Source organism: Rhizobium sp. WSM1328 (genome assembly GCF_057653715.1).
Genome location: NZ_CM172788.1, coordinates 3,297,639 through 3,323,393 on the forward strand (window position 1 = coordinate 3,297,639; position 25,755 = coordinate 3,323,393).

At 61.2% G+C, this 25,755-nt stretch carries 24 protein-coding genes; 4 read left to right on the forward strand and 20 right to left on the reverse strand.

What is annotated here, in order from left to right; genetic code table 11:
• Window positions 1-18: 18 nt before the first annotated feature.
• The 13 genes from ureC to AC2444_RS16770 form a co-directional block, all read right to left on the reverse strand.
• On the reverse strand, window positions 19-1,731 hold the full coding sequence (gene ureC / locus AC2444_RS16710; RefSeq protein WP_012758683.1) for an urease subunit alpha: 1,713 nt from the start codon (window positions 1,729-1,731) through the stop codon (window positions 19-21).
• 3 nt (window positions 1,732-1,734) lie between these two features.
• Window positions 1,735-2,358 carry a hypothetical protein gene (locus AC2444_RS16715; protein ID WP_012758684.1) on the reverse strand — a complete coding sequence of 208 codons (624 nt, stop codon included), beginning with the start codon at window positions 2,356-2,358 and terminating at the stop codon, window positions 1,735-1,737.
• A 16-nt stretch (window positions 2,359-2,374) separates the two neighbouring features.
• On the reverse strand, window positions 2,375-2,782 hold the full coding sequence (locus AC2444_RS16720) for a lysozyme inhibitor LprI family protein (RefSeq protein WP_012758685.1): 408 nt from the start codon (window positions 2,780-2,782) through the stop codon (window positions 2,375-2,377).
• 22 nt (window positions 2,783-2,804) lie between these two features.
• Window positions 2,805-3,110, reverse strand: coding sequence for an urease subunit beta (locus AC2444_RS16725; RefSeq protein ID WP_012758686.1), 306 nt, complete (start codon window positions 3,108-3,110; stop codon window positions 2,805-2,807).
• A gap of 10 nt (window positions 3,111-3,120) precedes the next feature.
• Window positions 3,121-3,372 (reverse strand): DUF1272 domain-containing protein, encoded by a 252-nt coding sequence (locus tag AC2444_RS16730; RefSeq protein ID WP_012758687.1) that lies wholly within the window; start codon window positions 3,370-3,372, stop codon window positions 3,121-3,123.
• 10 nt (window positions 3,373-3,382) lie between these two features.
• Window positions 3,383-3,685 carry an urease subunit gamma gene (locus AC2444_RS16735; protein ID WP_003542318.1) on the reverse strand — a complete coding sequence of 101 codons (303 nt, stop codon included), beginning with the start codon at window positions 3,683-3,685 and terminating at the stop codon, window positions 3,383-3,385.
• A 33-nt stretch (window positions 3,686-3,718) separates the two neighbouring features.
• Window positions 3,719-4,540, reverse strand: coding sequence for an urease accessory protein UreD (locus AC2444_RS16740; RefSeq protein WP_012758688.1), 822 nt, complete (start codon window positions 4,538-4,540; stop codon window positions 3,719-3,721).
• A 151-nt stretch (window positions 4,541-4,691) separates the two neighbouring features.
• Window positions 4,692-5,387: an urea ABC transporter ATP-binding subunit UrtE gene (gene urtE / locus AC2444_RS16745; RefSeq protein ID WP_003542323.1), complete on the reverse strand. Its 696-nt coding sequence runs from the start codon at window positions 5,385-5,387 to the stop codon at window positions 4,692-4,694.
• Window positions 5,388-5,611: 224 nt separating this feature from the next.
• Entirely contained in the window at window positions 5,612-6,367 is a 756-nt protein-coding gene (urtD, locus tag AC2444_RS16750) for an urea ABC transporter ATP-binding protein UrtD (protein ID WP_003542325.1), read from the reverse strand.
• Window positions 6,368-6,372: 5 nt separating this feature from the next.
• Entirely contained in the window at window positions 6,373-7,536 is a 1,164-nt protein-coding gene (gene urtC / locus AC2444_RS16755) for an urea ABC transporter permease subunit UrtC (protein ID WP_012758689.1), read from the reverse strand.
• Window positions 7,533-9,170: an urea ABC transporter permease subunit UrtB gene (gene urtB, locus AC2444_RS16760; protein WP_012758690.1), complete on the reverse strand. Its 1,638-nt coding sequence runs from the start codon at window positions 9,168-9,170 to the stop codon at window positions 7,533-7,535. Before urtB ends, urtC begins: the two co-directional genes overlap by 4 nt.
• 115 nt (window positions 9,171-9,285) lie before the next feature.
• Entirely contained in the window at window positions 9,286-10,578 is a 1,293-nt protein-coding gene (urtA, locus tag AC2444_RS16765; protein WP_012758691.1) for an urea ABC transporter substrate-binding protein, read from the reverse strand.
• A gap of 186 nt (window positions 10,579-10,764) precedes the next feature.
• Window positions 10,765-12,669, reverse strand: a complete 1,905-nt coding sequence (locus AC2444_RS16770; RefSeq protein ID WP_012758692.1) for an acid phosphatase — start codon at window positions 12,667-12,669, stop codon at window positions 10,765-10,767.
• A gap of 178 nt (window positions 12,670-12,847) precedes the next feature.
• Here AC2444_RS16770 and AC2444_RS16775 point away from each other — a divergent pair, with 178 nt between their 5' ends.
• Window positions 12,848-16,234 carry a hybrid sensor histidine kinase/response regulator gene (locus AC2444_RS16775; protein ID WP_012758693.1) on the forward strand — a complete coding sequence of 1,129 codons (3,387 nt, stop codon included), beginning with the start codon at window positions 12,848-12,850 and terminating at the stop codon, window positions 16,232-16,234.
• Complete coding sequence (locus tag AC2444_RS16780; RefSeq protein WP_012758694.1) at window positions 16,227-17,144, forward strand: response regulator transcription factor; 918 nt, start codon at window positions 16,227-16,229, stop codon at window positions 17,142-17,144. The genes AC2444_RS16775 and AC2444_RS16780 overlap by 8 nt, the downstream gene beginning before the upstream one ends.
• Window positions 17,145-17,278: 134 nt before the next feature.
• On the opposite strand, the gene AC2444_RS16785 is transcribed toward AC2444_RS16780, so the two are convergent.
• From AC2444_RS16785 to AC2444_RS16815, 7 genes are all read right to left on the reverse strand, one after another.
• Entirely contained in the window at window positions 17,279-18,250 is a 972-nt protein-coding gene (locus AC2444_RS16785; RefSeq protein ID WP_012758695.1) for a 2-hydroxyacid dehydrogenase, read from the reverse strand.
• A 135-nt stretch (window positions 18,251-18,385) separates the two neighbouring features.
• Window positions 18,386-19,507, reverse strand: a complete 1,122-nt coding sequence (locus tag AC2444_RS16790; RefSeq protein WP_003542332.1) for a branched-chain amino acid ABC transporter substrate-binding protein — start codon at window positions 19,505-19,507, stop codon at window positions 18,386-18,388.
• 120 nt (window positions 19,508-19,627) lie between these two features.
• Complete coding sequence (locus AC2444_RS16795; protein ID WP_003561969.1) at window positions 19,628-19,981, reverse strand: DUF6867 family protein; 354 nt, start codon at window positions 19,979-19,981, stop codon at window positions 19,628-19,630.
• 19 nt (window positions 19,982-20,000) lie between these two features.
• A complete protein-coding gene (locus tag AC2444_RS16800; RefSeq protein ID WP_012758696.1) occupies window positions 20,001-20,744 on the reverse strand; it encodes an ABC transporter ATP-binding protein in 744 nt (247 codons plus the stop codon).
• Window positions 20,744-21,619: an ABC transporter ATP-binding protein gene (locus tag AC2444_RS16805; protein WP_012758697.1), complete on the reverse strand. Its 876-nt coding sequence runs from the start codon at window positions 21,617-21,619 to the stop codon at window positions 20,744-20,746. The genes AC2444_RS16800 and AC2444_RS16805 overlap by 1 nt, the downstream gene beginning before the upstream one ends.
• Window positions 21,619-23,010: a high-affinity branched-chain amino acid ABC transporter permease LivM gene (gene livM / locus AC2444_RS16810; protein ID WP_012758698.1), complete on the reverse strand. Its 1,392-nt coding sequence runs from the start codon at window positions 23,008-23,010 to the stop codon at window positions 21,619-21,621. The genes AC2444_RS16805 and livM overlap by 1 nt, the downstream gene beginning before the upstream one ends.
• 4 nt (window positions 23,011-23,014) lie before the next feature.
• On the reverse strand, window positions 23,015-23,917 hold the full coding sequence (locus tag AC2444_RS16815) for a branched-chain amino acid ABC transporter permease (protein ID WP_003561974.1): 903 nt from the start codon (window positions 23,915-23,917) through the stop codon (window positions 23,015-23,017).
• Between the two features lie 543 nt (window positions 23,918-24,460).
• On the opposite strand from AC2444_RS16815, the gene cysQ reads away from it, so the two are divergent.
• A complete protein-coding gene (gene cysQ, locus AC2444_RS16820; protein WP_012758699.1) occupies window positions 24,461-25,258 on the forward strand; it encodes a 3'(2'),5'-bisphosphate nucleotidase CysQ in 798 nt (265 codons plus the stop codon).
• 188 nt (window positions 25,259-25,446) lie between these two features.
• Window positions 25,447-25,728, forward strand: a complete 282-nt coding sequence (locus AC2444_RS16825) for a hypothetical protein (protein WP_164902791.1) — start codon at window positions 25,447-25,449, stop codon at window positions 25,726-25,728.
• Window positions 25,729-25,755: the final 27 nt, after the last annotated feature.

Genomic DNA, 25,755 nt, shown 5'->3' on the forward strand with positions numbered 1-25,755 from the left:
CACACATCCGACCTGGGCCTAGAACAGGAAGTAGCGCTGCGCCATCGGCAGCACCGTCGCCGGCTCGCAAGTCAGCAGCTCGCCGTTCGCCCTGACCTCATAGGTCTCCGGATCGACCTCGATCTCGGGTGTCAGGTCGTTGTGGATCATCGATGCCTTGGAGATGCCGCCGCGCGTGTTTTTCACCGCGACCAGCTCCTTGGCGACGCCGAGCCGGCCCTTCAGGCCGGCATCGAGCGAGGCCTGGCTGACGAAGGTGACGGAGGAATTGGTGAGGCTCTTGCCATAGGAGGCAAACATCGGCCGGTAGTGTACCGGCTGCGGCGTCGGGATCGAGGCGTTCGGATCGCCCATCGGGGCGGCCGCAATCGAGCCACCGAGCAGCACCATATCGGGCTTCACCCCGAAGAAGGCCGGGTTCCAAAGCACGAGGTCGGCACGTTTGCCGACTTCAACCGAGCCGATCTCACGGCTGAGACCATGGGCGATCGCCGGGTTGATCGTATATTTGGCGATATAGCGGCGGACGCGGAAATTGTCGTTGTCGCCCTTTTCCTCCTTCAGCCGGCCGCGCTGACGCTTCATCTTGTCAGCCGTCTGCCAGGTGCGGATCGCCACCTCGCCGACGCGGCCCATGGCCTGGCTGTCGGACGAGATGATCGAGAAGGCGCCGATATCGTGCAGGATGTCTTCGGCGGCGATCGTCTCCTTGCGGATCCGGCTTTCGGCAAAGGCGATATCTTCGGGGATCGACGACGACAGGTGATGGCAGACCATCAGCATGTCGAGATGCTCGGCAATGGTATTGACCGTATAGGGACGCGTCGGATTGGTCGACGACGGAATGACATTCGGCTGGCCGCAGATCTTGATGATGTCAGGCGCGTGCCCGCCGCCCGCCCCTTCCGTATGGAAGGCATGGATGGTGCGGCCCTTGATGGCGCCAATCGTATCCTCGACGAAGCCGCTTTCGTTCAGCGTGTCGGTATGGATCATCACCTGCACGTCGTATTCGTCGGCAACCGACAGGCAGCAGTCGATGGCGCCTGGCGTCGTACCCCAATCCTCGTGCAGCTTCAGCGAGGTGGCGCCGGCCAGCACCATTTCGGTCAGCGCCCCCGGCAGCGAGGCATTGCCCTTGCCGGCAAAGGCAAGGTTCATCGGAAAGGCGTCGGCGGCTTCAATCATGCGCGCCAGATGCCAGGGACCGGGCGTGCAGGTGGTGGCAAGCGTGCCGTGTGCCGGTCCGGTGCCGCCGCCGAGCATGCAGGTCATGCCGCTCATCAGCGCTTCCTCGATCTGCTGCGGCGCGATGAAATGGATATGGCTGTCCATGCCGCCAGCGGTGACGATCTTGCCTTCGGCGGCGATCGCCTCCGTGCCGGGGCCGACGATGATGTTGACACCCGGCTGCATGTCGGGATTACCGGCCTTGCCGATCGCGACGATGCGCCCATCCTTGAGCCCGATATCGGCCTTGTAAATACCCGAATGATCGACGATCACCGCATTGGTGATGACCGTATCGACCGCGCCATCCGCCCGCGTCACCTGGCTCTGGCCCATGCCGTCGCGGATCACCTTGCCGCCGCCGAACTTCACCTCCTCACCATAGGTGGTGAAATCCTTCTCGATCTCGATGAAGAGCTCCGTATCGGCAAGGCGCACCTTGTCGCCGGTGGTCGGTCCGAACATGCCGGCATAGGCGGCGCGCGAGATCTTGTAGGGCATCTATCAGGCTCCTTGGGAGGAAGAGACGAGTGTTTTTCCGCCGAGCCGCTTGAGGCGGCCAGCGGCAATATAACTATCGACAAGCTGTCGTTCGGCCGCAAATGGGTGCCATTCCCAGCCGACGTGGCCGAAGCCGGCAAGCGTCACCTCGGCCTCGGCATATGTGTTCAGCACCTCGGCAATGACGATCATACCGCTGCTCGGCACGACATAGGGCGACGGAGAAAACGCCGAAAGCGAGGCATCCACGGACTCGTGAACCGCCTTGCCGATGACGACGTGCTTCTTGCCGGTATCGGCGCAGTAGACACTGAATTCATCCGTATAGTCGTCGCAGAAATCGTCGAGTTCCGGATGCGAGACGGCAAGCGGTGCCCGCATCGCGGCGAATTTTTCCGGGTCGCGCACGCTCCAGATTTCGCCCGCCGACACCACGCCCGGATGGGTGCGCCACTCACGCGAGCCGAGCATCGCCTTTGCCGGTCTGCCGGTATTGCAGACCGCGACGGCATCCGTGCGGCTGCCGCCGGCGCCATAGGAGCGGCAATCATTGAAGCGGATGACGAAATCGGCGGCATCGATGATGCCAGCCCCGCCCTCCTCAATGTCGCCATTGCCGACGATCATGATTTTCCTGATCACCCTAGTTGCTCATCGTATCTTCGAGCTCTTTCAGCTCTTTCGTGCGTTTGTCCGTGATGTTGGCGAGACACCCGGCGACCAGCATCGGCTCCATCGTGCCGCCGCGGGCCTGAAAGCCGAAGGCGTCGCATTCGGCGTCGCGATAATCGATCCAGGCGCGCTGCGCCTTGACCAGCGCCTGCTCTGCACCCTTCCTGTCGCCATCCAGGTCCTTGTCGATCGCTGTCAGGACGGCGCGGGTCTTCTTGTATTGCGCATTCAAAGCCTTGTCGGCGGCCTCATGACGCGCCGCCTCGCAGGCAGTCATGTCCGATTGCGTCTTGGGACTGTTGCAATCGACATCCTCAGCAGAGGCAGCACCTGCCGTCAGCAGCATCGCCGCCCCGACGAGGCAGATATTCAAGCGCATGCACTCCTCCAGCCTATTGTTCTTAAAGCTTGCCCATCACCAGCTGACGGAAACCGTAGACCTCGCGCTTGCCGGAAAGCGGGATCAGCGTCACCGAGCGCGTCTGCCCCGGCTCGAAGCGCACGGCCGTTCCCGCCGGGATATCGAGCCGCTTGCCATGCGCCGCCGCGCGATCGAAGGAAAGTCCCGCATTGGTCTCGGCGAAATGATAGTGGCTGCCGACCTGCACCGGCCGATCGCCCGTATTGGAAACCTCCAGCGTCACCGTCGGCGCGCCGGCATTCAGTTCGATGTCGCCGCTCGCGGCAAAGATTTCGCCTGGAATCATCTCGTCCTCCTTAAGCCGCCTTGGGCGCGCAGCCCTCGGCTTTTAGCACACGCTTCGTCGACGCCGGATTTTTGGCAAGCATCGCCGCCGGCCGAATAGGCCTCGCAACGAGATTGCCGCCGCAGTTCGGGCAGACACCCTTCAGCACGCCGTCCACGCAATCGGCGCAGAAGGTGCATTCATAAGTGCAGATCCGTGCCTCAGTGCTATCAGGCGGCAGATCCTTGTCGCAGCATTCGCAATTGGGCCTGAGCTCGAGCATCCCTATCTCCTCACCGGATCGGCTCGTGCACGGTGACGAGCTTGGTGCCATCAGGAAACGTCGCCTCCACCTGCACGTCGTGGATCATCTCGGCAATGCCCTCCATCACCTGGGAGCGGCCGATCACATGGGCGCCGGCTTCCATCAGCTCGGCAACCGGGCGGCCATCGCGCGCGCCTTCGACGACGAAGTCGCTGATCAGCGCGATCGCTTCGGGATAGTTCAGCTTGACGCCGCGCTCCAGTCGCCGCCGCGCCACCATCGCCGCCATGGAAATCAACAGCTTGTCTTTTTCTCTCGGAGTGAGGTTCATCGCTTGTCCATCTGCTTGACCGAATGCTTACGTTCATAGATTCCAGACTTTCGGCACAGGCGCACCATTGCGCAAGGCGGAAATGACCGGGATCAGGATTTTTCTGAGTGAGAAGCCGTCGGCTGCGGCAAGGCGGACGACGAGTTTGCCATTCCAGGCGCTCGCACCGCCCATCGATCCTTCGACCAGCGGCCGGACCTTGCTAAGATAGGCTTCTGAAAGCGGCCCGGCATAAAGCAGCGTCGCAAAGGCCACCTGTCCGCCGAGCACGGCCCGCCGCGCCGCCAGTGCCGCCACACCTTCGGAAAGCCTGAGTTCCTCGGCATGGATCAGTTGACCCGAGCGGCGGATCCGCCAGCGATCGCGGAACAGCCCCGATACCACCGCCTCACCCATCGCCTTGCGGCCGAGCAGCACGGCTTCGACAGCCAGAAATTCGGCGCTCTCGTCAAGATCGACATCCAGCCGGCGGAAAAGTGCGGCCCGGTCGAAGAGGATCGTTTCCTGCGGCAGCCAGTCGACACGGGCTTGGGCTCCGACCTTGATGCTGGTCGCCACCTCGGCGATGCCGGCCGATGCCTTGTAGATCTTCTCGCAAGCCTGAGTGGTGACGTCGATGCGCGTGCCGGGGCCGGCATCAACGCTCCAATCCATCCGATCGCCGCCCGTCAAACCGCCAGCAGTATTGATGATGACGGCTTCCATGGAGGCGTCGAAGGTATCGGGCAGGCGGATCTTCGCTGCCCCCTCCTGATAGAGTTCACGGATACGCGTGCGGCCATCGAACAGCTTTGCCGCCAGATGCCCGCGCCCTTCCGCTCTTTGCGGTCTCGTGCCTGCCGCCGCGATCGTCATATCGTCCCTTTCGGTCGCGCCCCTGGTTTTCATTCAAGCGCGCGAATAACGGAAAGCAAGCAATTCCTATGCCGCCCCGAGCAGACCCTTGGCGGCGGCGGAAGGTTTTCCAGGCGCCGCGCGCTTTGCTGCAAAATGCGGCATCTGCCGGTCAGACAGTCAGGTGGCGGCGGGCCTCCGGCGTATCCAGCGTCTCGGCAAGCCCTTCATGCACGATTTCGCCGCGGTCCATGATGTAGACATAGTCGGCAAGCTCGCGGCAGAAATCGAGATACTGCTCGACGAGCAGGATCGCCATGCCTGTGGAGTCGCGCAAATAGCGGATCGCCCTGCCGATATCCTTGATGATCGATGGCTGAATGCCCTCGGTCGGCTCGTCGAGCACGAGAATCCTCGGCCGCGTCACCATGGCCCGCCCGATCGCCAGCTGCTGCTGCTGCCCGCCGGAAAGATCGCCGCCGCGACGTGACAACATCGACTTCAGCACCGGGAAGAGACTGAAGATGTCATCGGGGATGTTGCGGTCGCGGCGGCCAAGCGGAGCAAAGCCGGTTTCGAGATTTTCCTTGACTGTCAGCAGCGGAAAGATTTCGCGTCCCTGCGGCACATAGCCGATGCCCTGCTTGGCGCGGGCAAAGGGTGGCAGGCCGTTGAGCTTGGTATCATTGAAGGTGACGGTACCGGCCGACAGCGGATGCTGGCCGGTAACGGCGCGCAGAAGAGAACTCTTCCCCACGCCGTTACGCCCCAGCACGCAGGTAATCTTGCCCATCTCCGCTTTGATCGAGATGCCGCGCAGCGCCTGAGCGGCGCCGTAGTGGAGGTTTGCGTTTTCGACTGTCAGCATGATGCCGTCTCCTGAATCTTTGCGGGTCCAAAAAAGACCCCTCCCCAACCCCTCCCCACAAGGGGGAGGGGCAAACTCGGAGCCGCCGTCCCACTTCTCAGGAGATCATAGGAAAGCTGGCAATCGTAGCGATGAGCGAGCGCCGGGGTTAAGCCCCTCCCCCTTGTGGGGAGGGGTTGGGGAGGGGTGACACACCCATCAACATCCGATGTATCCATCATCCCTCACCGCCCCAAATAGTTCTCGATGACCTTCGGATCCGAACTCACAAAATCGATCGATCCCTCTGCCAGCACCGATCCCTCAGCAAGGCAGGTCACCTTGACGCCGAGGTCTCGGATGAAGCCCATGTCATGTTCGACGACGACGACCGACCGGGTTTTGGCGATATCCTTGAGCAGGATCGCGGTTTCCGCCGTCTCCGCATCGGTCATGCCGGCCACCGGCTCGTCGACCAGCAACAGCTTCGGCTCCTGCGCCAAGAGCATGCCGATCTCCAGCCATTGCTTCTGCCCGTGCGAGAGATTGGCGGCGAATTCGTCACGGCGATGCGTCAGCCGCACCGTTTCGAGGATCTCCTCGATGCGCGTCTTGTCCTCGCCCGAAAGCCGGTAGAACAGTGTTGAGAACACGCCGCGACGGCGGTTCAGCGCCAGCTCCAGATTGTCCCACACCGTATGGCTCTCGAAGACCGTCGGCTTCTGGAACTTGCGGCCGATGCCGAGCTGGGCGATATCGGCCTCGTCCTTCTTGGTAAGATCGATCGTGCCGTTGAAGAACACCTCGCCCTCGTCGGGCCTGGTCTTGCCGGTTATGATATCCATCATCGTCGTCTTGCCGGCGCCGTTCGGGCCGATGATGGCGCGAAGCTCGCCGGGTTCGATGACGATCGACAGCGAATTCAGCGCCTTGAAGCCATCGAAGGAAACCGAGACGCCGTTGAGGTAAAGCACGCTGGTGGGTTTGTCGTCGGGGATCATGGCGCTCACTCCGCTGCCTGGATTTTCGGCTCGATGCCATCTTCCTCAGCCGCCGATGGTGCCACCTTGGAGACGACCTTCCGCTTGCCGAGATATTGGGCGATCGTGCCAACGACCCCCTTGGGCAAGAACAGCGTGACGGCAACGAAGAGGCCGCCGAGCGCAAACAGCCAGAACTCCGGGAAGAGGCCGGTGAAGATCGTCTTGCCGCCGTTGACGAGGATCGCGCCGATGATCGGACCTATCAGCGTCGCCCGCCCACCGACCGCCGTCCAGATGACGACTTCGATCGAATTGGCAGGCGCGAATTCGCCGGGATTGATGATGCCGACCTGCGGCACGTAGAGCGCGCCGGCAATACCGGCCATCATCGCCGAGACGACGAAAGTGAAGAGCTTGAAATGCTCGACGCGGTAGCCGAGGAAGCGCGTGCGGCTTTCGGCATCGCGTACGCCGACCAGCACCTTGCCGAACTTCGAGCGCACGATCGCCGAGGCGATCAGCAGCGATAGAGCCAGGAAGATCGCAGTTGCCGCAAAGAGGACTGCACGCGTGCCGTCAGCCTGGACGCTAAAACCGATAATGTCCTTGAAATCGGTAAGGCCGTTGTTGCCGCCGAAGCCCATGTCGTTGCGGAAGAAGGCCAGCAGCAGCGCATAGGTCATCGCCTGGGTGATGATCGAGAGATAGACGCCGTTGACGCGTGAGCGGAAGGCAAACCAGCCGAAGACGAAGGCGAGCAGGCCGGGCACGACGAGCACCATCAGCGCCGCAAACCAGAAATGGTTGAAGCCGAACCAGAACCAGGGCAGATCCTTCCAGTTCAGGAACACCATGAAGTCGGGCAGAACAGGATCTCCGTAGCTGCCGCGCGTGCCGATCTGGCGCATCAGATACATGCCCATCGCATAGCCGCCGAGCGCAAAGAAGGCACCGTGGCCGAGGGAGAGGATACCGCAGAAGCCCCAGACGAGATCAAGCGCCAGCGCCAGCAGCGCATAGGTCAGATACTTGCCGAACAGCGACATGATATAAGTCGGCACGTGCAGCGGATTGCTCGGCCCCGTCATCAGGTTCAGGACCGGCACAAGAACCGCGACCAGAAGCAGGAGGGCGATGGCAATGACGATCTTTCGATCGAGTGATCGGAGAAGGAAGGCCGTTATCATGCTTCCACCGCCCTTCCTTTGAGTGCGAAGAGCCCGCGGGGACGCTTCTGGATGAAGAGAATGATGAGGACGAGCACCAGGATCTTGCCGAGCACCGCGCCGGCGAAGGGCTCGAGGAACTTGTTGACGACGCCGAGCGAGAGTGCACCGACCAGCGTGCCCCAGAGATTGCCGACACCGCCGAAGACGACGACCATGAAGCTGTCGATGATGTAGGATTGACCGAGGTTCGGCGAGACATTGTCGATCTGGCTGAGCGCCACGCCGGCGATGCCGGCAATGCCCGAGCCGAGCGCGAAGGTGAAGGCATCGACCCAGCCGGTGCGGATGCCCATCGACGACGCCATGCGCCGGTTCTGCGTAACGGCACGCATCTGCAGGCCGAAGGCGGACCGTTTGAGCAGCAGGAGCAGCGCCACAAAGACCACCATCGAAAAGACGATGATCCACAGTCGGTTCCACGTGATGGAGAGCCCGCCGAGATCGAAGACGCCGGACATCCAGGTCGGATTGCGGACCTCGCGGTTGGTCGGGCCGAAGCTGCTGCGCACCGCCTGCTGCAGGATCAGCGACACGCCCCAGGTGGCGAGCAGCGTTTCGAGCGGCCGGCCGTAGAGATAGCGGATGACGGCGCGCTCGATCACCAGACCGACGAAGCCGGTAAAGACGAAGGCCGCAGGCACGGCAAAGGCCAGCGAATAATCGGCAAGTTCAGGAAAGGCGGAAGTAATGTATTCCTGCACCACATAGGTGGTGTAGGCGCCGATCATCACCATTTCGCCATGCGCCATGTTGATGACGCCCATGACGCCGAAGGTGATGGCAAGGCCGATCGCGGCAAGCAGCAGGACCGAGCCGAGAGACAATCCGTACCAGATGTTCTGGACGATATCCCACAGCGCCAGGCTGCGATTGATGGAGCTGATATCCGCCTGGATCGCCGGCTTCAGGTCGTCAGGCGCGGTTTCGAGTGTGGTCGTGAGGATGGTCAGCGCATCGCGATTGCCGCGCGCCGCGATCGTATCGATCGCAGCCTTCTTGTCTTCGACGCTCGCATCCGTCTTGAGCAGCAGCACTGCGCGCGCCGCTTCCATCGTATTCTTGATCTCAGCGTCCTTTTCGGCCGCAAGCGCCGAGTTCAGCAGGTCGAGATTGGCGGGATCGGCATCTTTCAGGAGGCCCTGCGCCGCGGCAAGCCGCGCGGAGCGGTCCGGGCTCATCAGCGTCAGCTGGCTGGTGGCGGCGCCGATGACGCCGCGAAGCGCGTTGTTGATCTTCACCTTCGTCATCAGATCCGGATCGACATCGGCAGCGGCTTCGCCGGTGATCGGATCGGAATAGGTCGGTTCGTCATCGGTACCGCCCTGGAGAAGAACCGGGCCGCCATCGGAATTGACGTAGAGAAGGCCGTCGCTCAACTGCTGCAGGATCTGGCTGACATGCGGATCCTTGGAAGCGACCAGCGCCTTGATGGCCTCTTCGCGTTCCGGGAAGTCGCCGACGCCGAGCGCGTCGATAAGCACGTGGATATCATCCTGGGCATGGACTTCGCTCGAGATTATCACGCCCGAAAATGTCAGGCCCGAAAATGTCAGGCAAACCGTGATGAGGAAAATCTTTATGGCGCGATACATCGGCTTTCTCGCCCTTGATAGTGTTGGCCTCGCGGCGCAATCGCTGGGACGGAGCTTCCGCCCGGGATCAAACCCGGACGGAATCCTTCAGGCAATCATCGGATCGGAGTCGTACTCAGGAGCCCTTGCCACCGCACTTGCCCGTAGCGACGTTGAAGTTGCCGCAGGACATCGGCTTGCGCCAATCGGAGATCAGATCCTTGGAGTCAGGCAGGAAATCTGACCATTCGTCGCCGACGACGGCAGGTGTCTGCTGGACGATTTCGAATTGGCCGTCGGCCTGGATTTCACCGATCAGCACCGGCTTGGTGATGTGGTGGTTCGGCATGACGGTCGCATAACCGCCGGAGAGGTTCGGAACGCTGACGCCGATAATGGTGTCGAGAACCTTGTCGGTATCGGTCGTGCCGGCAGCCTGGACGGCCTTAACCCATGCATTGAAGCCGATATACGCAGCTTCCATCGGGTCGTTCGTCACGCGCTTGTCGTTCTTGGTGAAAGCGTGCCAGTCCTTGATGAACTTCTTGTTCGCCGGGCTTTCGACCGACTCGAAGTAGTTCCAGGCAGCGAGATGGCCGACGAGCGGCTTGGTGTCGAGGCCGGCAAGCTCTTCTTCGCCAACCGAGAAGGCGACGACGGGGATGTCGGTTGCCTTGATGCCCTTGTTGCCCAGTTCCTTGTAGAACGGAACGTTGGCATCGCCGTTGATCGTGGAAACGACGGCGGTCTTCTTGCCGGTCGAACCGAATTCCTTGATCTTGGAAACTTCGGTCTGCCAGTCGGAGAAGCCGAACGGCGTGTAGTTGGTCATGATGTCTTCTTTCGGAATACCCTTCGAAATCAGGTATGCCTCGAGAATCTTGTTGGTCGTGCGCGGATAAACGTAGTCCGTACCTTCGAGAACGAAGCGCTTGACGCCTTCTTTTTCCATCAGGTAGTCGACAGCAGGAATGGCCTGCTGGTTCGGAGCAGCACCGGTGTAGAAGATGTTGCGCGAGGACTCTTCGCCTTCATACTGGACCGGGTAGAAGAGGATCGAGTTGGTCTCTTCGAAAACCGGCAGAACGGACTTGCGCGACGAGGACGTCCAGCAACCGAAGACGGCGGCAACCTTGTCCTTCTGGATCAGCTCACGTGCCTTTTCGGCAAATAGCGGCCAGTCGGAAGCCGGGTCGACGACGACGGCCTCGAGCTTCTTGCCGAGAAGGCCGCCCTTCTTGTTCTGCTCGTCGATGAGCATCAGCATGGCGTCCTTGAGCGTGGTCTCGGAGATGGCCATGGTGCCGGAAAGCGAGTGCAGAATGCCGACCTTGATCGTATCGTCGGCGGCAACCGCACCGCTGAAGGCAGCCGAGGCCGCCATGACGGCGCCGAGTGCAGCGCCCGCAATAGTAGTTCTGAGATTCATCTGGTTGAGCCCCTCTTCTTGTTCCGCAACAGGCCGGAAACGGAGATTAACTGTTGCTTAAGGGACTATCGGGTGCTGCAGCGCAAAAACACATACGCAAAATGACGTAGGCGCGGGGGTCAAACAGGCAGGCCGGAGAAGGAAGGGCATCCTCGCAGCAGGGATGCCCTATCTCGATACCGGAAATTATCCGTCGATCGTCAAGGTGACGGATGTCGGGCCATAGGAGAGGCTCGCCTTGTGGCCGGAGACGGTGACCTTGCCGAAGGTGCCGGTCACGGCACCCGCCTTGAGGATTTCGATCTTCGTTCCGGGCGTCGGGGCATAACCGTCGACAAGCGTCACGGCGAGGTCGCCGGCCAGCGCCGCCTTGCCCTCGACGACCAGTGTCCCCGCGCCGTTTGCGCCGAGCGCCGGCTTCGTCGTGGCATTGGCGAGCTGCTGATAATCGCCGCTCACGGTCAACGGCTTGTCGGCCGCCAAAACGAGCGAGCCACCGTTGACCGTCAGCCCGCCACGACCGAAGGCCGACGACGACAGGGCCACCAGCGCGCCCTCTTCCAGCATGGTGCCGCCGGAATAGCTGTTGGCGCCCGACAGCCCGAGGATGCCGTTGCCACGCTTCACCAGCCTGCCCCTGCCGGTGATGTCGTTCCGCCAGGTGTCGATCGAATTGAACCCGCCCTTTGCCGCGTCCATCGTCACGGTCACGTCCTGTTCGAACGCACCGTAACCGTCGGCGGCGGCAAACAGGTTGAGACGGCCGTAACCTTCCGCATCGTCGAGCAGCGGATAGCCGGAGGCGATCTCCGTCGTCTTCAGCACATCGCGGCGCTGCTCGCCGTCCAGATAGGGCAGACGCGTTTCGAGAAGCGCTTCGGCGCCCTGCGGCACGCGCGCCGGTTGATCGGTCGCATGGATCGTCGGCAGGCCGTAGCTCAGGCGCTGCAGCACGTAGGCACGATTGGCGTCATGATCGGCGAAACGGTCTGCAGCGAGCGGTGCCGCGTGGGCGGCAACCTCGAGCGCACCCGCATCCGCAACGCCTGATTTGGCGACGAGCCATGACTGCGCTTGGGCGTAGGCATCGCTCTTCAGCGCCGCATTGTCGGCCTTGTTCAGATTGTAGACGACCGTGGCGGTGCCGAGCATGCGGCCGCCCATCACGTCGAGCGGAGAATGCATGCCGGCGAGAATACGGTCTTCACCCAGCTCGCTGGCGCGCGTGATCATTTCCTGAAAGCGCTGCGGCACGAGATAGGCCATGGCGAGCGCATCCCGCCAGGCTTCCGCCGTATGCCCGCTCGGGAAACCACCATCCTCGACCGGCTTGCCGCTCTTGGCGGGCTCCAGCGTCGGAACGACCGACACGTCCTGGCTCCAGCGGTAGGGACGGCCATATTTGAAATAGCGTTTTGCGGGCTCCGTCGAGCCGTCACCGCTTGCGGCGTTGATGAAGTCGATTGCAAGGCCCATGTCGGGATTGGCATCGGTCTTGTTTTCCGTGTCCGGCTTGCTGCCGGCGCCGCGATTGTTGCCCTTGTCGTCATATTTGGCCGTCGTCGCGTCGGCCGCCACCTCGGTGATCGTGGTGGTCTGCTTCGAGCCGGCCTTCCAGGCATCCGTCAGCGGACCGAGGCCATCGACGATGCTGGCATTCTTGCCGCGCCGATCGTCGAGATAGGCGGCGACGGCCTGATCGGCCGTCCGCGCCCGCGTTGCTTTGACGACATAGGCGATGTTGGCGTCATGGACGGCCTGGTTGAGGATATGGCCGTCGGTCTTGCTGGAAGGAATGCCGTCCCAATCCGTCTTGGCAACCGCCGGGCAATTATCCTTGGCCGGGGCTTCGACACCCGCATCGACGAAAGGCGTGCGCGGGGTCCAGATTTCGAGGAAGCCGGAGAGGAGGCGAACGGCAGCGTTGGTGTCCACCGTCGAGAAGCAGGCGTCACCGCGTTTGTTGGTGTTTCCGGCCTGCGCATAAGGCGCTTTCGCCGCCGTGGCCTGCTCGGCGCCGGCAAGCGAGGGCACGATGGAAAGGAGGCAGACGAGGGCGGTGCTCAGGCGGAAAAAGCTTAAAACAGACATGGTGATATCCGAAATAGTTGAACGAACGCCGGAGAGTTAGAGCTGTTATGTGAAAGATCAATTGCAAAAATATTGCCATTCTGTGAACCAGCTGGTGCCCGCCTCTTGCCTTTCCCATCCATCCCGCCAAAACTGCCGAAGAGACGATGAGCCCAACCGGAATGCCTGAAAGGAAGACATGGCAGCGCGCCAACGCATCATTCCGGTAAGACGCGAATATAATCGCTGGGTCGCCAACCAGACGCTGGAAGATTATGCGCTGCGCTTCACTGCCAAGAGCGCCCGCCATTTTTCCTCACAGCGCATCTCACAGACGGCGATCGGCGCAATCTCCTTCCTGGCGCTGGAGGCGATCGGCGGCGCGATCACGCTTTCCTACGGCACCACCAACGCCTTTTACGCCATCATCGTCGCCTCGATCGCCATGCTGGCGATCGGCCTGCCGATAAGCCGCTACGCCATCCGCCACGGCGTCGACATCGATCTTCTGACGCGCGGCGCGGGCTTCGGCTATATCGGCTCGACCATCACCTCACTGATCTATGCAAGCTTCACCTTCATGCTGTTTGCGATCGAGGCTTCGATCATGTCCGGGGCGCTGGAGCTCACCCTCGGCATCCCGCTCTGGATCGGCTACATCATCAGTGCCGTCATGGTGATCCCCCTGGTGACGCACGGCGTGCGGCTGATCAGCAAGTTCCAGCTGATGACCCAGCCCTTCTGGATCGTGCTGAATATCCTGCCTTTCATCTTCATCGCCTTGCTGGATTGGGAAAAATTCGATCTCTGGCGCGCCTTTGCCGGCATCCGTCATGCCTCCGGCCCGCCCGGCACCGTCGCCGAGTTCGATCTCGTGGAGTTCGGCGCCGCCTCCGCCGTCATCCTGGCGCTGATGTCGCAGATCGGCGAACAGGCCGACTTCCTGCGCTTCCTGCCGCCGGACCCGCAGCGCAAGTGGCGCCACCGCCTGGCGATCTTTCTCGCCGGCCCCGGCTGGGTCATCATCGGCGCGCCCAAGTTGCTTGCCGGTTCATTTCTGGTCGTGCTGACCTTCACCTCGGGCGTCCCCCTCGATCGCGCCGCCGACCCGGCACAGATGTATCTGACCGCCTTCGGCTACATGGTCCCCTGGCACAATGCCGCGTTGCTGTTGATGGCGGCCTTCGTCGTCGTCTCACAGCTAAAGATCAATGTGATGAACGCCTATGCAGGTTCGCTCGCCTGGTCGAACTTCTTCTCGCGGCTGACCCACAGCCATCCCGGCCGCGTCATCTGGCTGGTGTTCAACGTCGCGATTGCCCTGCTTTTGATGGAACTCGGCATCTACCGGCTGCTGGAGGAGACGCTCGGCATCTTCTCGATCATCGCCATGGCCTGGCTCTGCACGATCTCCGCCGATCTCTTCATCAACAAGCCGCTGGGGCTGGCTCCCCCCGGCATCGAGTTCAAGCGCGCGCATCTCTACGACATCAACCCGGTCGGCCTCGGCGCCATGACGCTATCGGCGACGGTGTCGCTGATTGCCCATTTCGGTGCCTTCGGCGAGATCGCCGCCTCGCTCGCTCCCTATATTACCCTCGTCGTCGCGCTGGTCGCCTCGCCTGTCATCGCCTGGGCAACGAAAGGCAAGTTCTATCTCGCCCGCAAGCCGCGCCAGAGCTGGAAGAACCTGACGAACATCACCTGCTCGGTCTGCGAGCATCCCTTCGAGCCGGAGGATATGGCCTGGTGCCCGGCCTATGCCGCGCCGATCTGCTCGCTCTGCTGCTCGCTCGACAGCCGCTGCCACGACATGTGCAAGCCGGCCGCCCGTTTCAATGCGCAAGTCGGCACCGTCGCCAAGGTGCTGCTGTCTGAAACCATCATCGAGAAGCTGACGACGCGTCTCGGCCGCTACGGCATCGCCGTCGTGCTGGCATTGACCGCCATCGGCGCGATCCTGGCGATGATCGCCCATCAGGTCGCCTCCGCCTCCCCTGAGACGGCCGAGGTCGTCAACCGCACCATCTTCATCGTCTTCTTCGTCTTCTCGGTGATCGCAGGCGTCGTCTGCTGGTTCTATGTGCTCGCCCATGACAGCCGCGTCGTTGCCGAGGAGGAATCCTCACGCCAGAACACGCTGCTGCTCAAGGAAATCGCCGCCCATAAGAAGACCGACGCTGCCCTGCAGAACGCCAAGGAAACGGCCGAGGCCGCCAACCGCGCCAAGAGCCGCTATGTCGTCGGGCTCAGCCATGAATTACGCACGCCGCTGAACGCCGTGCTCGGCTACGCCCAGATCCTCGAACGCGACGAGACCATTCCGGCGCCGCGCCAGTCCTCGATCAAGGTCATCCGCCGCAGCGCCGAACACCTCTCCGGGCTGATCGACGGCCTGCTCGATATTTCCAAGATCGAAGCCGGCCGCCTGCAGGTCTATTCCAACGAGATCAACATCCAGGATTTCCTCGACCAGATCGTCGATATGTTCCGGCCACAGGCGCAGGCAAAGGGGCTCGCCTTCATCCATGAGCGCGCGCCGGCCTTGCCGCAATTCGTCCGCACCGACGAAAAGCGCCTGCGCCAGATTCTCGTCAACCTGCTCTCCAATGCCATCAAGTTCACTGACGAGGGCAGCGTCACCTTCGATGTCGGCTATCGCAGCCAGGTCGCGACCTTTACCGTCGCCGATACCGGCCGAGGCATCACCGAGAAAGACCTGCCCCGCATCTACGAACCCTTCCAGCGCGGCGAGGCCGAAAGCGTGCGGCCAATGCCGGGGCTCGGCCTCGGCCTCACCATCACCCGGCTTCTGACCAACACGCTCGGCGGCGAGATCTCGGTTTCAAGCGTGAAGGAGGAAGGCTCGACCTTCCGCGTCCGGCTGATGCTGTCCGCCGTCATGCGCGCAGTGGCCGCAGCGCCGCAGGAGAAGCGCATCGTCGGTTATGACGGCCCGCGCCGCACGATCGTCGTCGTCGATGATAACGAGGACCACCGCGAGATGATGCGCGAGATCCTGGCGCCGCTCGATTTCATCGTGCTGACGGCGGCAGGCGGCGGCGAATGCCTGACGCTGATCGAGGGCATCATGCCGGACCTTTTCCTCGTCGATATCCTGATGCCCGGCATGAACGGCTGGCAGCTCGTCTCGCGTCTGCGCGAGGCCGGACAGACAGCGCCAGTGCTGATGCTGTCGGCCAATATCGGTGATGCGGCCGTTCTCAGCGACAGTGACGACAGCCACAATGATGCGATCGGCAAGCCGGTCGACATCCGCCAGCTGCGCGACAAGCTCGCCCTGCATCTCGGCCTGACATGGATCTATGCCGATGCCATGCCAACCGTCCCTGTCAAGATCGAAGCGCCGATGCTGAGCCCAGGTGCTGCCCATGTGCAGGAATTGCTGCGGCTCGGCGAGATCGGCTATATCAGAGGCATCGAAGCCAAGCTTTCGGACCTTGCCAAGGTGGAGGCAAATCAGCCATTCACGGAGGAACTTCGCGCCTATGTCGCCGCCTTCGATCTCGCCGGCTTCATGACCTTCCTGCACGACTTCGACGAAAAGGTGGAATCCATTGGCTGAGCCGGCCCTCCCCCGCGACATCGTTCTGCTCGTCGACGACTCGGCCGAAGCACTCGGCTTCATGACTGACGCGCTCGAACAATCCGGCTTCTCCGTGCTGATCGCCACGTCGGGTGCGGCAGCCCTTGGTATCGTCGAGCGCATCACGCCCGATCTTATCCTGCTCGACGCGGTGATGCCCAGCATGGATGGCTTCGAGACCTGCCGCCGGTTGAAGGCGAACGCCACAGTAGCGCAGGTGCCTGTCGTCTTCATGACCGGCCTGACCGAGACCGAGCATGTTGTGCACGCGCTGGAATCGGGCGGCGTCGATTATCTCAGCAAACCGATCAACATCGATGAACTGCGCGCCCGCATCCGCGTCCATCTGCGCAATGCCCGCTCGGCCCAAAGCGCCCGCATCGCCCTGGACGCGGCTGGCCGTCATCTGCTGGCAGTCAAGGGCGACGGCGCCATCCACTGGTCAACGCCGCAGGCGACACGGCTGGTCAATGCCGCCATGGGCAGCGACGACGGCATGGAAATCGTCGTGCGCCATATCGCCGGCTGGATGCACGACCGCGTCGCAGCGGTGCGCGACGGCATCATCTCGATCGCCCATGCCGGCCAGGCGGCGCTGCAGCTCGCCTTCCTCGGCGCAATCGGCCCTGACGAATATCTCTTCCGCCTCACCGCCGCCAGTCAGCGCAGCGACGACGAGGTGCTGCGCCAGCGCTTTTCGCTCACCCAGCGCGAATCCGAAGTGCTGCTCTGGATCGCCAAGGGCAAGGCCAACCGCGACATCGGTGAAATATTGGGACTGTCGGCGCGGACGGTGAACAAACACCTCGAACAGATTTACGTGAAGCTCGGCGTCGAGAACCGGGCCTCGGCCGCCGTGAAAGCCACGCATGTGCTGTACGAGATGTAAGATGGTATTGGAGGCTAGAACAGGATGATTTTAGGCCTGTTCGGCCTAAAATCTGAATCCTGTTCTAAATTAAATAGTTAGAGCATGATGTCGTCCGAAAACCGCTCACACTTTTCGGCATCATGCTCTAGGCGCTAAACCACCCGATCCGGCACATCTCTACCCTCGAAAAACGCCGTCACGTTGTCAACCACCTTCATACCCATGGCGGTCCGCGTCTCTTCCGTGGCGCTGCCGAGATGCGGCAGCACCATAACGTTCTCCATCCGCCGCAGCGCCTCCGGCACATCGGGTTCCGCCTCGTAGACGTCAAGCCCGGCGCCGCGGATCGTGCCCGCCTCGAGCGCTGCAATCAGCGCCGCCTCATCCACCACGTCGCCACGCGCCGTATTGATGAGAAAGGCGCCCGGCTTCATCGCCGCAAGCCGCGCCGCATTCATCAGGTGCCGGTTCTCTGCTCCACCTGGGCAATGCAGCGAGACGAAATCGGCCACCGCGAGCACAGCCTCGATCGTCGGCAGTTGCCGCGCGGCGTAACGCGCCGCCTCAGCCGGATTGATCGGTGAGCGGTTGAAGAACACCACATCCATGCCGAAGCCGAAATGGCAGCGTTGCGCGAAGGCCTTGCCGATCCGGCCGAAACCGATAATGCCGACCGTCTTCCCCGTCACCTTGGTGCCGACCATATGCGTCGGGCACCAGCCCTTCCATTCACCAGCGCGTAGCTGCCGCTCGCCCTCACCGCCACGCCGGGCAACGGAGAGCAGCAGCAGCATGGCGATATCGGCCGTGCAGTCGGTCAGCACGCCCGGCGTGTTTGTGACCGCAATGCCTCTCTCCTTGGCAGCGGATATATCGATGTGATTGTAGCCGACGCCGAAATTGCCAAGGATCTTGGTGACAACAGGCACGCCGTCGAAGACGGCGGCGGGCAACCGATCGGAAACCGTCGGCAATACGGCTTCAAAGGTCGAGAGCGCCAGCCGCAGCTCGTTTTCAGCGAGCGGGATATCGTCACGATTGAACGTCACATCGAAACGTTCAGCAAGGACGGTTTCCACCGTGGCTGGCCAGCGCCGGGTGACGAGAATGCGGGGTTTGGACATGGACGGTTCCGCTCGATGCTTCAAAACGATGCCAAGAGTTAGACCAGCCAGGCGAAAATTGAAACGCCCGCAAAAAGAAAGAAGCCCGGTCGGAACCGGGCTTCGATAATCATGTCCCATAAAGGGGAGCGAGGCTTACATGCCCTGCGGGAAGTAGCTGTACTTGCCGTCCGGACCCTTCTTCCATTCGTACATGATGTAGCCAGGAATCTTCGGGTCGCCCTTTTCGTCGAACGAAATGTCGCCGAGAACGGTCGGGAACGGGCCCTTTTCCTTCATGGCCTTGGCAACGGCCTCAGGATCCAGCGAACCGGCAGCCTTGGCGGCTCCGGCGATCGTCTGCATCGCAGCGTAGGAATAGAGCGTGTAGGCTTCCGGATTGAAACCAGCGGCCTTGAACTTTTCGACGAGTTCCTTGTTCGCAGGGTTCGCCGTCGGATCCGGGCCGAAGGTGTTCAGCGTACCGGCAACGGCGTCGCCAGCGATCGAGGCCAGTTCGTTCGAAACGATACCGTCGCCCGAAACCAGCGTCGCCTTCAGGCCCTGGTCGGCCGCCTGGCGGATGATGAGACCGGCTTCGGTGTGCAGACCACCCCAATAGATGATCGAGACGCCGGCTTCCTTCATCTTGGCGATGAGTGCCGAGAAGTCCTTGTCGCCGACATTGATGCCTTCGTAAATGACTTCGGTGACGCCGGCGGCGTTCATAGCCTTCTTGGTTTCGTCGGCAAGGCCCTGACCGTAAGGTGTCTTGTCGTGAACGACAGCGATCTTGGCGTCCTTGAAGTGATCGGCAAGATACTTGCCGGCGATGGCACCCTGCTGGTCGTCACGGCCGCAGGTGCGGAACGTGTTCCAGAGGCCCCGTTCCGTGAAGGTCGGGTTCGTCGCGGCCGGGGTGATTTCGAGGATGCCGTTTTCGGCATAGACTTCCGAAGCCGGGATCGAAACGCCCGAGTTGAAGTGGCCGATGACGAACTTGACGCCGTCAGCGGCGAACTTGTTGGCGACCGAAATGCCCTGCTTCGGGTCGGAGACGTCGTCGCCGAGCTCGATCTTGATCTGCTCGCCGTTGATGCCGCCAGCCGCGTTGATGTCGGCGGCTGCCTGTTCGGCACCCTTCTGGAGCTGAGCGCCGAATGCGGCGTTCGGTCCAGTCAGTGGACCAGCGACAGCGATGAGAACGTCGGCCCACGCGTTGCCGCTGAAGGCGACCATCGCCGTCAGAGCCACTGCCGACAGAAGAGACTTCTTCATATTATTACTCCCAATTTTTGGGCGGGTTCCGGTCCAAGGCCCAGCGCACTACCCACCATTGACTGCGCCAGGAAAGCTGTTCCACTCGGAAGGCAATTCATGCCTAGTTTCAACGGACTGTCAATGTTTGTCCTTCCACGAAAACGCGGAAGTTTTTTCGTACAGCCAGTAATAGTTGTTAACCATCTGATTGGTGCGGCGGTAACGGAAGCCGGCCGTCGAGAACACCAACAGCGTCACAAAGTCGAGGATATAGTAGAAGGCGTTGAGCATCGGCCCATTGAACAGGGCATGATGCAGGAACTGCATCGCCCAGGCGAGCAGGAATGTATAGACGATGACCAACGGATAGTCGGCCCAGCCTTCGGCAACCGCTTTGCCGGCGCGCCAGGCCGTCCAAAAGCCTAAGAGCAAGACGATGACACGGATCGCCACAAGGGGGCCGGCATCCGCTTCGAAGAAAAGTCCCTGCATGTCAAACTCTCCTTTCCACCTAGTGTCTTCCGCCTTCGAGATAGGCGGCGCGGACCTCGGGATTGGCAAGAAGCTCCTTGCCGGAGCCGCTCATCGTCACCTTGCCGTTCACCATCACGTAGGCGCGGTGAGAAAGCCTGAGGGCGGCGAATGCGTTCTGCTCGACGAGGAAAACGGTCAGCCCCTCCGCCTCGTTGAGCTTTTTGATCGCCTCGAAGATGCCCTTGACGATCAGCGGCGCGAGACCGAGCGAGGGTTCGTCGAGAAGCAGCAGCTTCGGGCGCGCCATCAGCGCGCGGCCGATCGACAGCATCTGCTGTTCACCGCCCGAAAGTGTTCCGCCCCGCTGGGCGTGACGTTCCTTGAGACGCGGGAAGAGCGTGAAGATCTTCTCGACGTCTTCGGCGAAGTGTTTCAGATTGTCGAGGCCAGCGCCCATCTGAAGGTTTTCCAGAACCGTCATGCGCGGGAAGATGCGGCGGCCTTCCGGTGACTGTGCAATGCGCAGACGGGCGATTTCATGCGTCGGCATGTGGGTGATGTCGCGGCCCTCGAAGACCACCGAACCGGTGCGGGCCTGCGGGCTGCCGCAGATCGTCATCATCAGTGTCGACTTGCCGGCGCCGTTGGCGCCGATCAGGCTGACGATCTCGCCCTTGTTGACGTGGACATCGACGCCGGCCAGCGCCCGGATATTGCCGTAATAGGTTTCGACGCTATTCACCTGAAGGAGCGGTTGACCCGTCATTACTTCATCGCCCATCAGTTTGCGCCTCCCTCGAGCTGCTCGACGGCTGCGATCACCTCTTCCACTTCTTCATCCTCGACACCGAGATAGGCCGCGATGACCCGCGGATCGTTCTTCACGTGATCCGGTGTGCCATCGGAAATCTTCTGACCGTATTCGAGGACGACGACGTGGTCGGAGATTTCCATGACCACGGACATGTCGTGCTCGATCAGAAGGATCGACGTTCCGGTTTCGGCGCGAATGCTCTTCAGCAGTGCGTTGAGCGTTGCCGATTCCCGTGGGTTGAGGCCGGCAGCCGGTTCATCGAGGCAGAGCAGCTCCGGACCGGTGCACATGGCGCGGGCAATTTCGAGACGCCGCTGGGCGCCGTAGGGCAAATCGCCGGCGGGGTCGTCGGCGCGGTCGATCAGATCGGCCTTCTCGAGCCAGAAACGGGCGAGTTCGATTGCCGCAGCCGCTTCCCGCCTGTAGGGGCCGACACCGATAAGGCCGAGGATCGTATAACCCGATGCCTTCATCAGCTTGTTGTGCTGGGCAACCAGAAGGTTTTCGAGAACGGTCAGGCCGGAGAACAGCCGGATGTTCTGGAAGGTGCGTGCGACCTTGGCTTCCCTGGTGATGCGAAAGTCCGGCAGGCGCTCCAGCAGGTATTGCTTGCCGCTCTTCTGGTTGAACGTGATCATGCCCATCGTCGGCTTGTAGAAGCCGGTGATGCAGTTGAAGACGGTGGTCTTGCCGGCGCCGTTCGGCCCGATCAGCGCGGTGATATCGCCACGCTTGGCTTCGAAGGAGAAGTCGTTGATGGCCATCAGGCCGCCGAACTTCATCGACAGGTGTTCGACCTTGAGAAGAGTGTCGTCAGACATCGTATTCGTTACGGGGCTCATCAACCATGCCCCTCCTTGATGAAGCTTCCGGATATCGCCTTGCGCTCTCTGAGGAAGGCTGTCGGCTCACGCGAGCCGACGAAGCCGCGCGGCTTGAACAGCATGACGACGACCATGGCGAGGCCGAAGATCAGCATGCGGTAGAGTTCCGGCGTAAAGTCGGGTCCGAAGATGAGTTTTAGGAAGTCCATGCTGCGCAACAACTCGGTGCCGCCGACCATGACGATCGCGGCAATCGCGATGCCGGTCAACGAACCCATGCCGCCAAGAACGACGATGGCGAGAATGACGGCCGATTCCAGGAAGACAAAGGATTCCGGCGAGACGAAGCCCTGCCGGGCGGCGAAGAACGAGCCGGCGAAACCGGCAAACATCGCGCCCGTCGCAAAGGCGGTCAGCTTGGTCGTCACCGTGTTGATGCCGAGCGAACGGCAGGCGATCTCGTCTTCGCGCAAAGCTTCCCAGGCGCGTCCAATCGGCATGCGGCGTAGCCGGATGGTGACATAGGCCGTCAGCATGCAGAGCATCAGAATAAGATAGAAAAGGAAGATCTTGTAGTAGGCCGAGGAGGGCGGCAGGTGAAAGAGCTTGGCAAAACCGCCGGCCGTCGCATCGAAAGGAATGCCGAAGAGTGTTGCCTTCGGGATGCTCGATATACCGAAGGTGCCCCTCGTCACGTCAGTCCAGTTGATGAGGACGAGACGAATGATTTCACCGAAGGCAAGCGTCACGATGGCGAGGTAATCGCCGCGCAGGCGCAGCACCGGGAAGCCGAGAATGACGCCCCAGAGTGCCGCGAAGATGCCCGAAAGCGGCAGCAGCACCCAGAAGGATAGGCCGAAATAGCTCGAAAGCAGCGCGTAGGAATAAGCGCCGACGGCATAGAAGGCGACATAGCCGAGATCGAGCAGGCCGGCGAGGCCGACGACGATATTCAGCCCCCAGGCGAGCATCACATAGATCAGGATCTGGATGCCGAAATTGTCGACATATGTCAGCGAGCCCTGAGGGCCCTTAATCGCCACCACCACCAGGGGATAAAGCAGCAGCGCGATCAGCGCGATCTTCAGGAAATGCCGGTGGAAGAAGCTCTTCTCTGTCGAGATGTCGAGTTCGCCCTGTCTCGCCTTTGCCAGCTTGCGGCTGTCGAGATGCGGCCGCAGGAAAACCACCGTGGCGAAGCGGCCGATGGCGGCGACCGCAACGAAGATCGCAAGCAGGCCCCAGCGCTGGACGATGATCAACTCGTTGCTGATGTTCTGGTCGGTCTTGAGGCCGACATAGAGAACGAACATGCCGAACGACAGGACGGCGGCGAAAAGAGCTTCGGTAAGGCCTTTGCGGACAAGTCCGGCATCGGGCTTGCCTGCAGAATTTTCAATGTTTGCCATGACGTTATACCTTCTCGACTTCCGGCCGCCCGAGGATGCCGGTCGGCTTGAAGATCAACACGAAAGCCAGGATCGCAAAGGTCGCGACGTCTTTGTAGGCGATGGTGAAGTATGCCGACCACAGCGACTCGATAAGGCCGATAAGCAGGCCGCCGAAGACGGCGCCGGGCAACGAACCGATACCGCCGAGAACGGCTGCCGTGAAGGCCTTCACACCAGGCGTGAAGCCGTCGTTAAACGAGGCGACGCCATAATACATCAGGTACATCGTGCCGGCCACGGCCGCGAGTGCCGCACCCATAACGAAAGTGATCGAGATCGTCTGGTCGACGTTGACGCCAAGCAGTGCCGCCATCTTGCGATCCTGCTCTGTGGCGCGCTGGGCACGGCCGAGTGCGGTGCGATTGACGATGTACCAGAAGATTGTCAGCAGCACTGCGGTGATCACGATGATGATGATCTGTTTCAGCGACACCGAGATGTTGCCGAACTGGTAGACCGTGCTCACCATCGGTGGAATCGGCTTGTTGCGCGGGCCCTGCGTCACCTGGATGAAGTTGGACAGCGTGATCGACATACCGATCGCGGTAATCAGCGGCGCCAGGCGGAAGGAACCGCGCAGGGGACGGTATGCGACGCGCTCGATCGTCCAATTCCACAAACTCGTCATCAGCATCGCGACAACAAGCATCGCCAGCAGCAGAACGGCCACCGGGAGACCTGCGAAGATGGATGTGAGGACGAGGAAGACGATAAGAGCGGCGAAACCACCAAGCATGAAGATGTCGCCATGGGCGAAATTGATCATGCCGATAATGCCGTAAACCATCGTATAGCCAATAGCCACGAGGCCATAGATGGATCCGAGCGTCAGCCCGTTTAAGAGCTGCTGGACGAAATACTCCATATGTCGTTTTCCCCTGGATGCGAGCCGAAAATGCTGCATCTCTTTTTGGTTCTTCAGTTCTCCGTTTCAGAGAACCTCATAGGCCGAATGCATAGCGGTTTCGTTGGAAATGTGAAGACAAAAAGGATTTACTTCTACAGATTCTTGTCTGAACAGGCCTAAATGGCGCGTTTTGAACCAAAATCCACAGAAAAACGGCAGAGCAGGGCCTATTTTTAGCCAGAAACCGCCACTGGGTTAACCGTCCGGAGATATCGCCGTCGATTTCCTGCGCCGCTTGCTGCGTAAGCTATTCCACAGAATTGGACAATGGAGCAAATTCAGACCCCAAGGCAGCTTCTTTGACGAATGCCATTTCACGAGCGATGCCCGCTTCTTCGTCTGACAAGGCTGAAAATTTATGGTAGCATCATCAGGCTTTGTATTGAGGGATGCGGAGCATGACGGGGAACACCATATAACTTGAGTATCTGGTTGTGACAGGGATGGTTTGCGGACGAGCGACAGCGGGGTGCTCGCCGCGTGGCGAACGGCAAAAGGACGATGCTGAGGACATTTGAAAAGGCGGCGCTCGAAGCCGGCAGGGCCATCATCACGGTCCTGCGCGAAGGCTTCCCCGTCGCCATGAAGGCGGATGCAAGTCCGGTCACGGTCGCCGACGAGGAGGCCGAGCGCATCATCCTCGCGCATCTCGCCAGAGATTATCCCGAAATACCCGTCGTGGCGGAAGAATCGGTCGCCGCTGGCAAAGTGCCCGACATCGATGGCCGAGGCTTCTTCCTGGTCGACCCTCTCGACGGCACCCGTGAATTCGTCGACGGACGGCAGGAGTTCACCGTCAACATCGCCTATATCGAGAACGGCGCCCCGATTGCCGGCATCGTCTATGCGCCGGCGCTGGGGCTTGCCTTCTCCGGAGAACGCGGCCACGCCGAAAGGCTCGTCGTCATGGACGATTTCACGGTTGGCGCACGCAGCGCGATCACGGTGCGCGAACAGCCGGACGACAGGCTGGCGCTTGCAAGCCTTCGCCACAACAGCCCGGAGACTGGAAGCTTCCTCGCCGATCAAGCGATCTTCAAATGCACCAATATCGGCTCCTCGCTGAAATTCTGCCTGCTGGCCGAAGGCAAGGCCGACGTCTATCCGCGTTTCACCCGCACGATGGAATGGGACACCGCAGCCGGCGATGCGGTGCTGCGCGCAGCCGGCGGTTCGACGGTGACGCTGGACGGGACGCCACTGACCTACGGCAAAACGGGAACGGCCGCCGATTTCGACTTCGCCAACCCGAACTTCATCTCCTGGGGCGGCAGGAAACGCGTCCTCGAACCGGCGTAACCACCCGCGGGAATCGCTGAAGACCGGCAAGCGGCAAATCCTTTGCATCGCCGCCACGTGTTCAGGCCCGCCGCTACGATCCGCGGTCGACCTCATGCATGCGCACCCCAACTGAGCGAGCCGCCTCCCCTCAAAGCGTGCCACGATCCTATTTCTAGCTGTGAAGTGATTCGCGTTATCGGGCCTGATTGAGCGATTCGGGCTGCGAATTCATTGCCCTGCATCTTTTCAAGACGCCGCGCGCCATCAATCCTGCCTTGATTTTGTCACATTTCGGCACGGCTTCGACGATGATCGATATCTTCATCAGCAAAATTTCGCATCGTCTTTCGTTAAGAAATACGCTTAAGAGCCACGGCCCACGTGTCGAATCGGCACGTCGCCAGCCTGCGGCGAACCCCTCCAAAGGCCTAAAAACTTTGACAAAATTCCAATTATTAACGAAATATCATGAGCTTGCCTCAACTTAACGCAAATGCGAAAGATTTGCTGCGATG

What these genes read in the sequence shown, in the direction of transcription:
- ureC (WP_012758683.1), bottom strand. Translation starts at nt 1,731, where the DNA reads ATGCCCTACAAGATCTCGCGCGCCGCCTATGCCGGCATGTTCGGACCG.
- AC2444_RS16715 (WP_012758684.1), bottom strand. Translation starts at nt 2,358, where the DNA reads ATGATCGTCGGCAATGGCGACATTGAGGAGGGCGGGGCTGGCATCATC.
- AC2444_RS16720 (WP_012758685.1), bottom strand. Translation starts at nt 2,782, where the DNA reads ATGCGCTTGAATATCTGCCTCGTCGGGGCGGCGATGCTGCTGACGGCA.
- AC2444_RS16725 (WP_012758686.1), bottom strand. Translation starts at nt 3,110, where the DNA reads ATGATTCCAGGCGAAATCTTTGCCGCGAGCGGCGACATCGAACTGAAT.
- AC2444_RS16730 (WP_012758687.1), bottom strand. Translation starts at nt 3,372, where the DNA reads ATGCTCGAGCTCAGGCCCAATTGCGAATGCTGCGACAAGGATCTGCCG.
- AC2444_RS16735 (WP_003542318.1), bottom strand. Translation starts at nt 3,685, where the DNA reads ATGAACCTCACTCCGAGAGAAAAAGACAAGCTGTTGATTTCCATGGCG.
- AC2444_RS16740 (WP_012758688.1), bottom strand. Translation starts at nt 4,540, where the DNA reads ATGACGATCGCGGCGGCAGGCACGAGACCGCAAAGAGCGGAAGGGCGC.
- urtE (WP_003542323.1), bottom strand. Translation starts at nt 5,387, where the DNA reads ATGCTGACAGTCGAAAACGCAAACCTCCACTACGGCGCCGCTCAGGCG.
- urtD (WP_003542325.1), bottom strand. Translation starts at nt 6,367, where the DNA reads ATGATCCCCGACGACAAACCCACCAGCGTGCTTTACCTCAACGGCGTC.
- urtC (WP_012758689.1), bottom strand. Translation starts at nt 7,536, where the DNA reads ATGATAACGGCCTTCCTTCTCCGATCACTCGATCGAAAGATCGTCATT.
- urtB (WP_012758690.1), bottom strand. Translation starts at nt 9,170, where the DNA reads ATGTATCGCGCCATAAAGATTTTCCTCATCACGGTTTGCCTGACATTT.
- urtA (WP_012758691.1), bottom strand. Translation starts at nt 10,578, where the DNA reads ATGAATCTCAGAACTACTATTGCGGGCGCTGCACTCGGCGCCGTCATG.
- AC2444_RS16770 (WP_012758692.1), bottom strand. Translation starts at nt 12,669, where the DNA reads ATGTCTGTTTTAAGCTTTTTCCGCCTGAGCACCGCCCTCGTCTGCCTC.
- AC2444_RS16775 (WP_012758693.1), top strand. Translation starts at nt 12,848, where the DNA reads ATGGCAGCGCGCCAACGCATCATTCCGGTAAGACGCGAATATAATCGC.
- AC2444_RS16785 (WP_012758695.1), bottom strand. Translation starts at nt 18,250, where the DNA reads ATGTCCAAACCCCGCATTCTCGTCACCCGGCGCTGGCCAGCCACGGTG.
- AC2444_RS16790 (WP_003542332.1), bottom strand. Translation starts at nt 19,507, where the DNA reads ATGAAGAAGTCTCTTCTGTCGGCAGTGGCTCTGACGGCGATGGTCGCC.
- AC2444_RS16795 (WP_003561969.1), bottom strand. Translation starts at nt 19,981, where the DNA reads ATGCAGGGACTTTTCTTCGAAGCGGATGCCGGCCCCCTTGTGGCGATC.
- AC2444_RS16800 (WP_012758696.1), bottom strand. Translation starts at nt 20,744, where the DNA reads ATGGGCGATGAAGTAATGACGGGTCAACCGCTCCTTCAGGTGAATAGC.
- AC2444_RS16805 (WP_012758697.1), bottom strand. Translation starts at nt 21,619, where the DNA reads ATGAGCCCCGTAACGAATACGATGTCTGACGACACTCTTCTCAAGGTC.
- livM (WP_012758698.1), bottom strand. Translation starts at nt 23,010, where the DNA reads ATGGCAAACATTGAAAATTCTGCAGGCAAGCCCGATGCCGGACTTGTC.
- AC2444_RS16815 (WP_003561974.1), bottom strand. Translation starts at nt 23,917, where the DNA reads ATGGAGTATTTCGTCCAGCAGCTCTTAAACGGGCTGACGCTCGGATCC.
- cysQ (WP_012758699.1), top strand. Translation starts at nt 24,461, where the DNA reads ATGCTGAGGACATTTGAAAAGGCGGCGCTCGAAGCCGGCAGGGCCATC.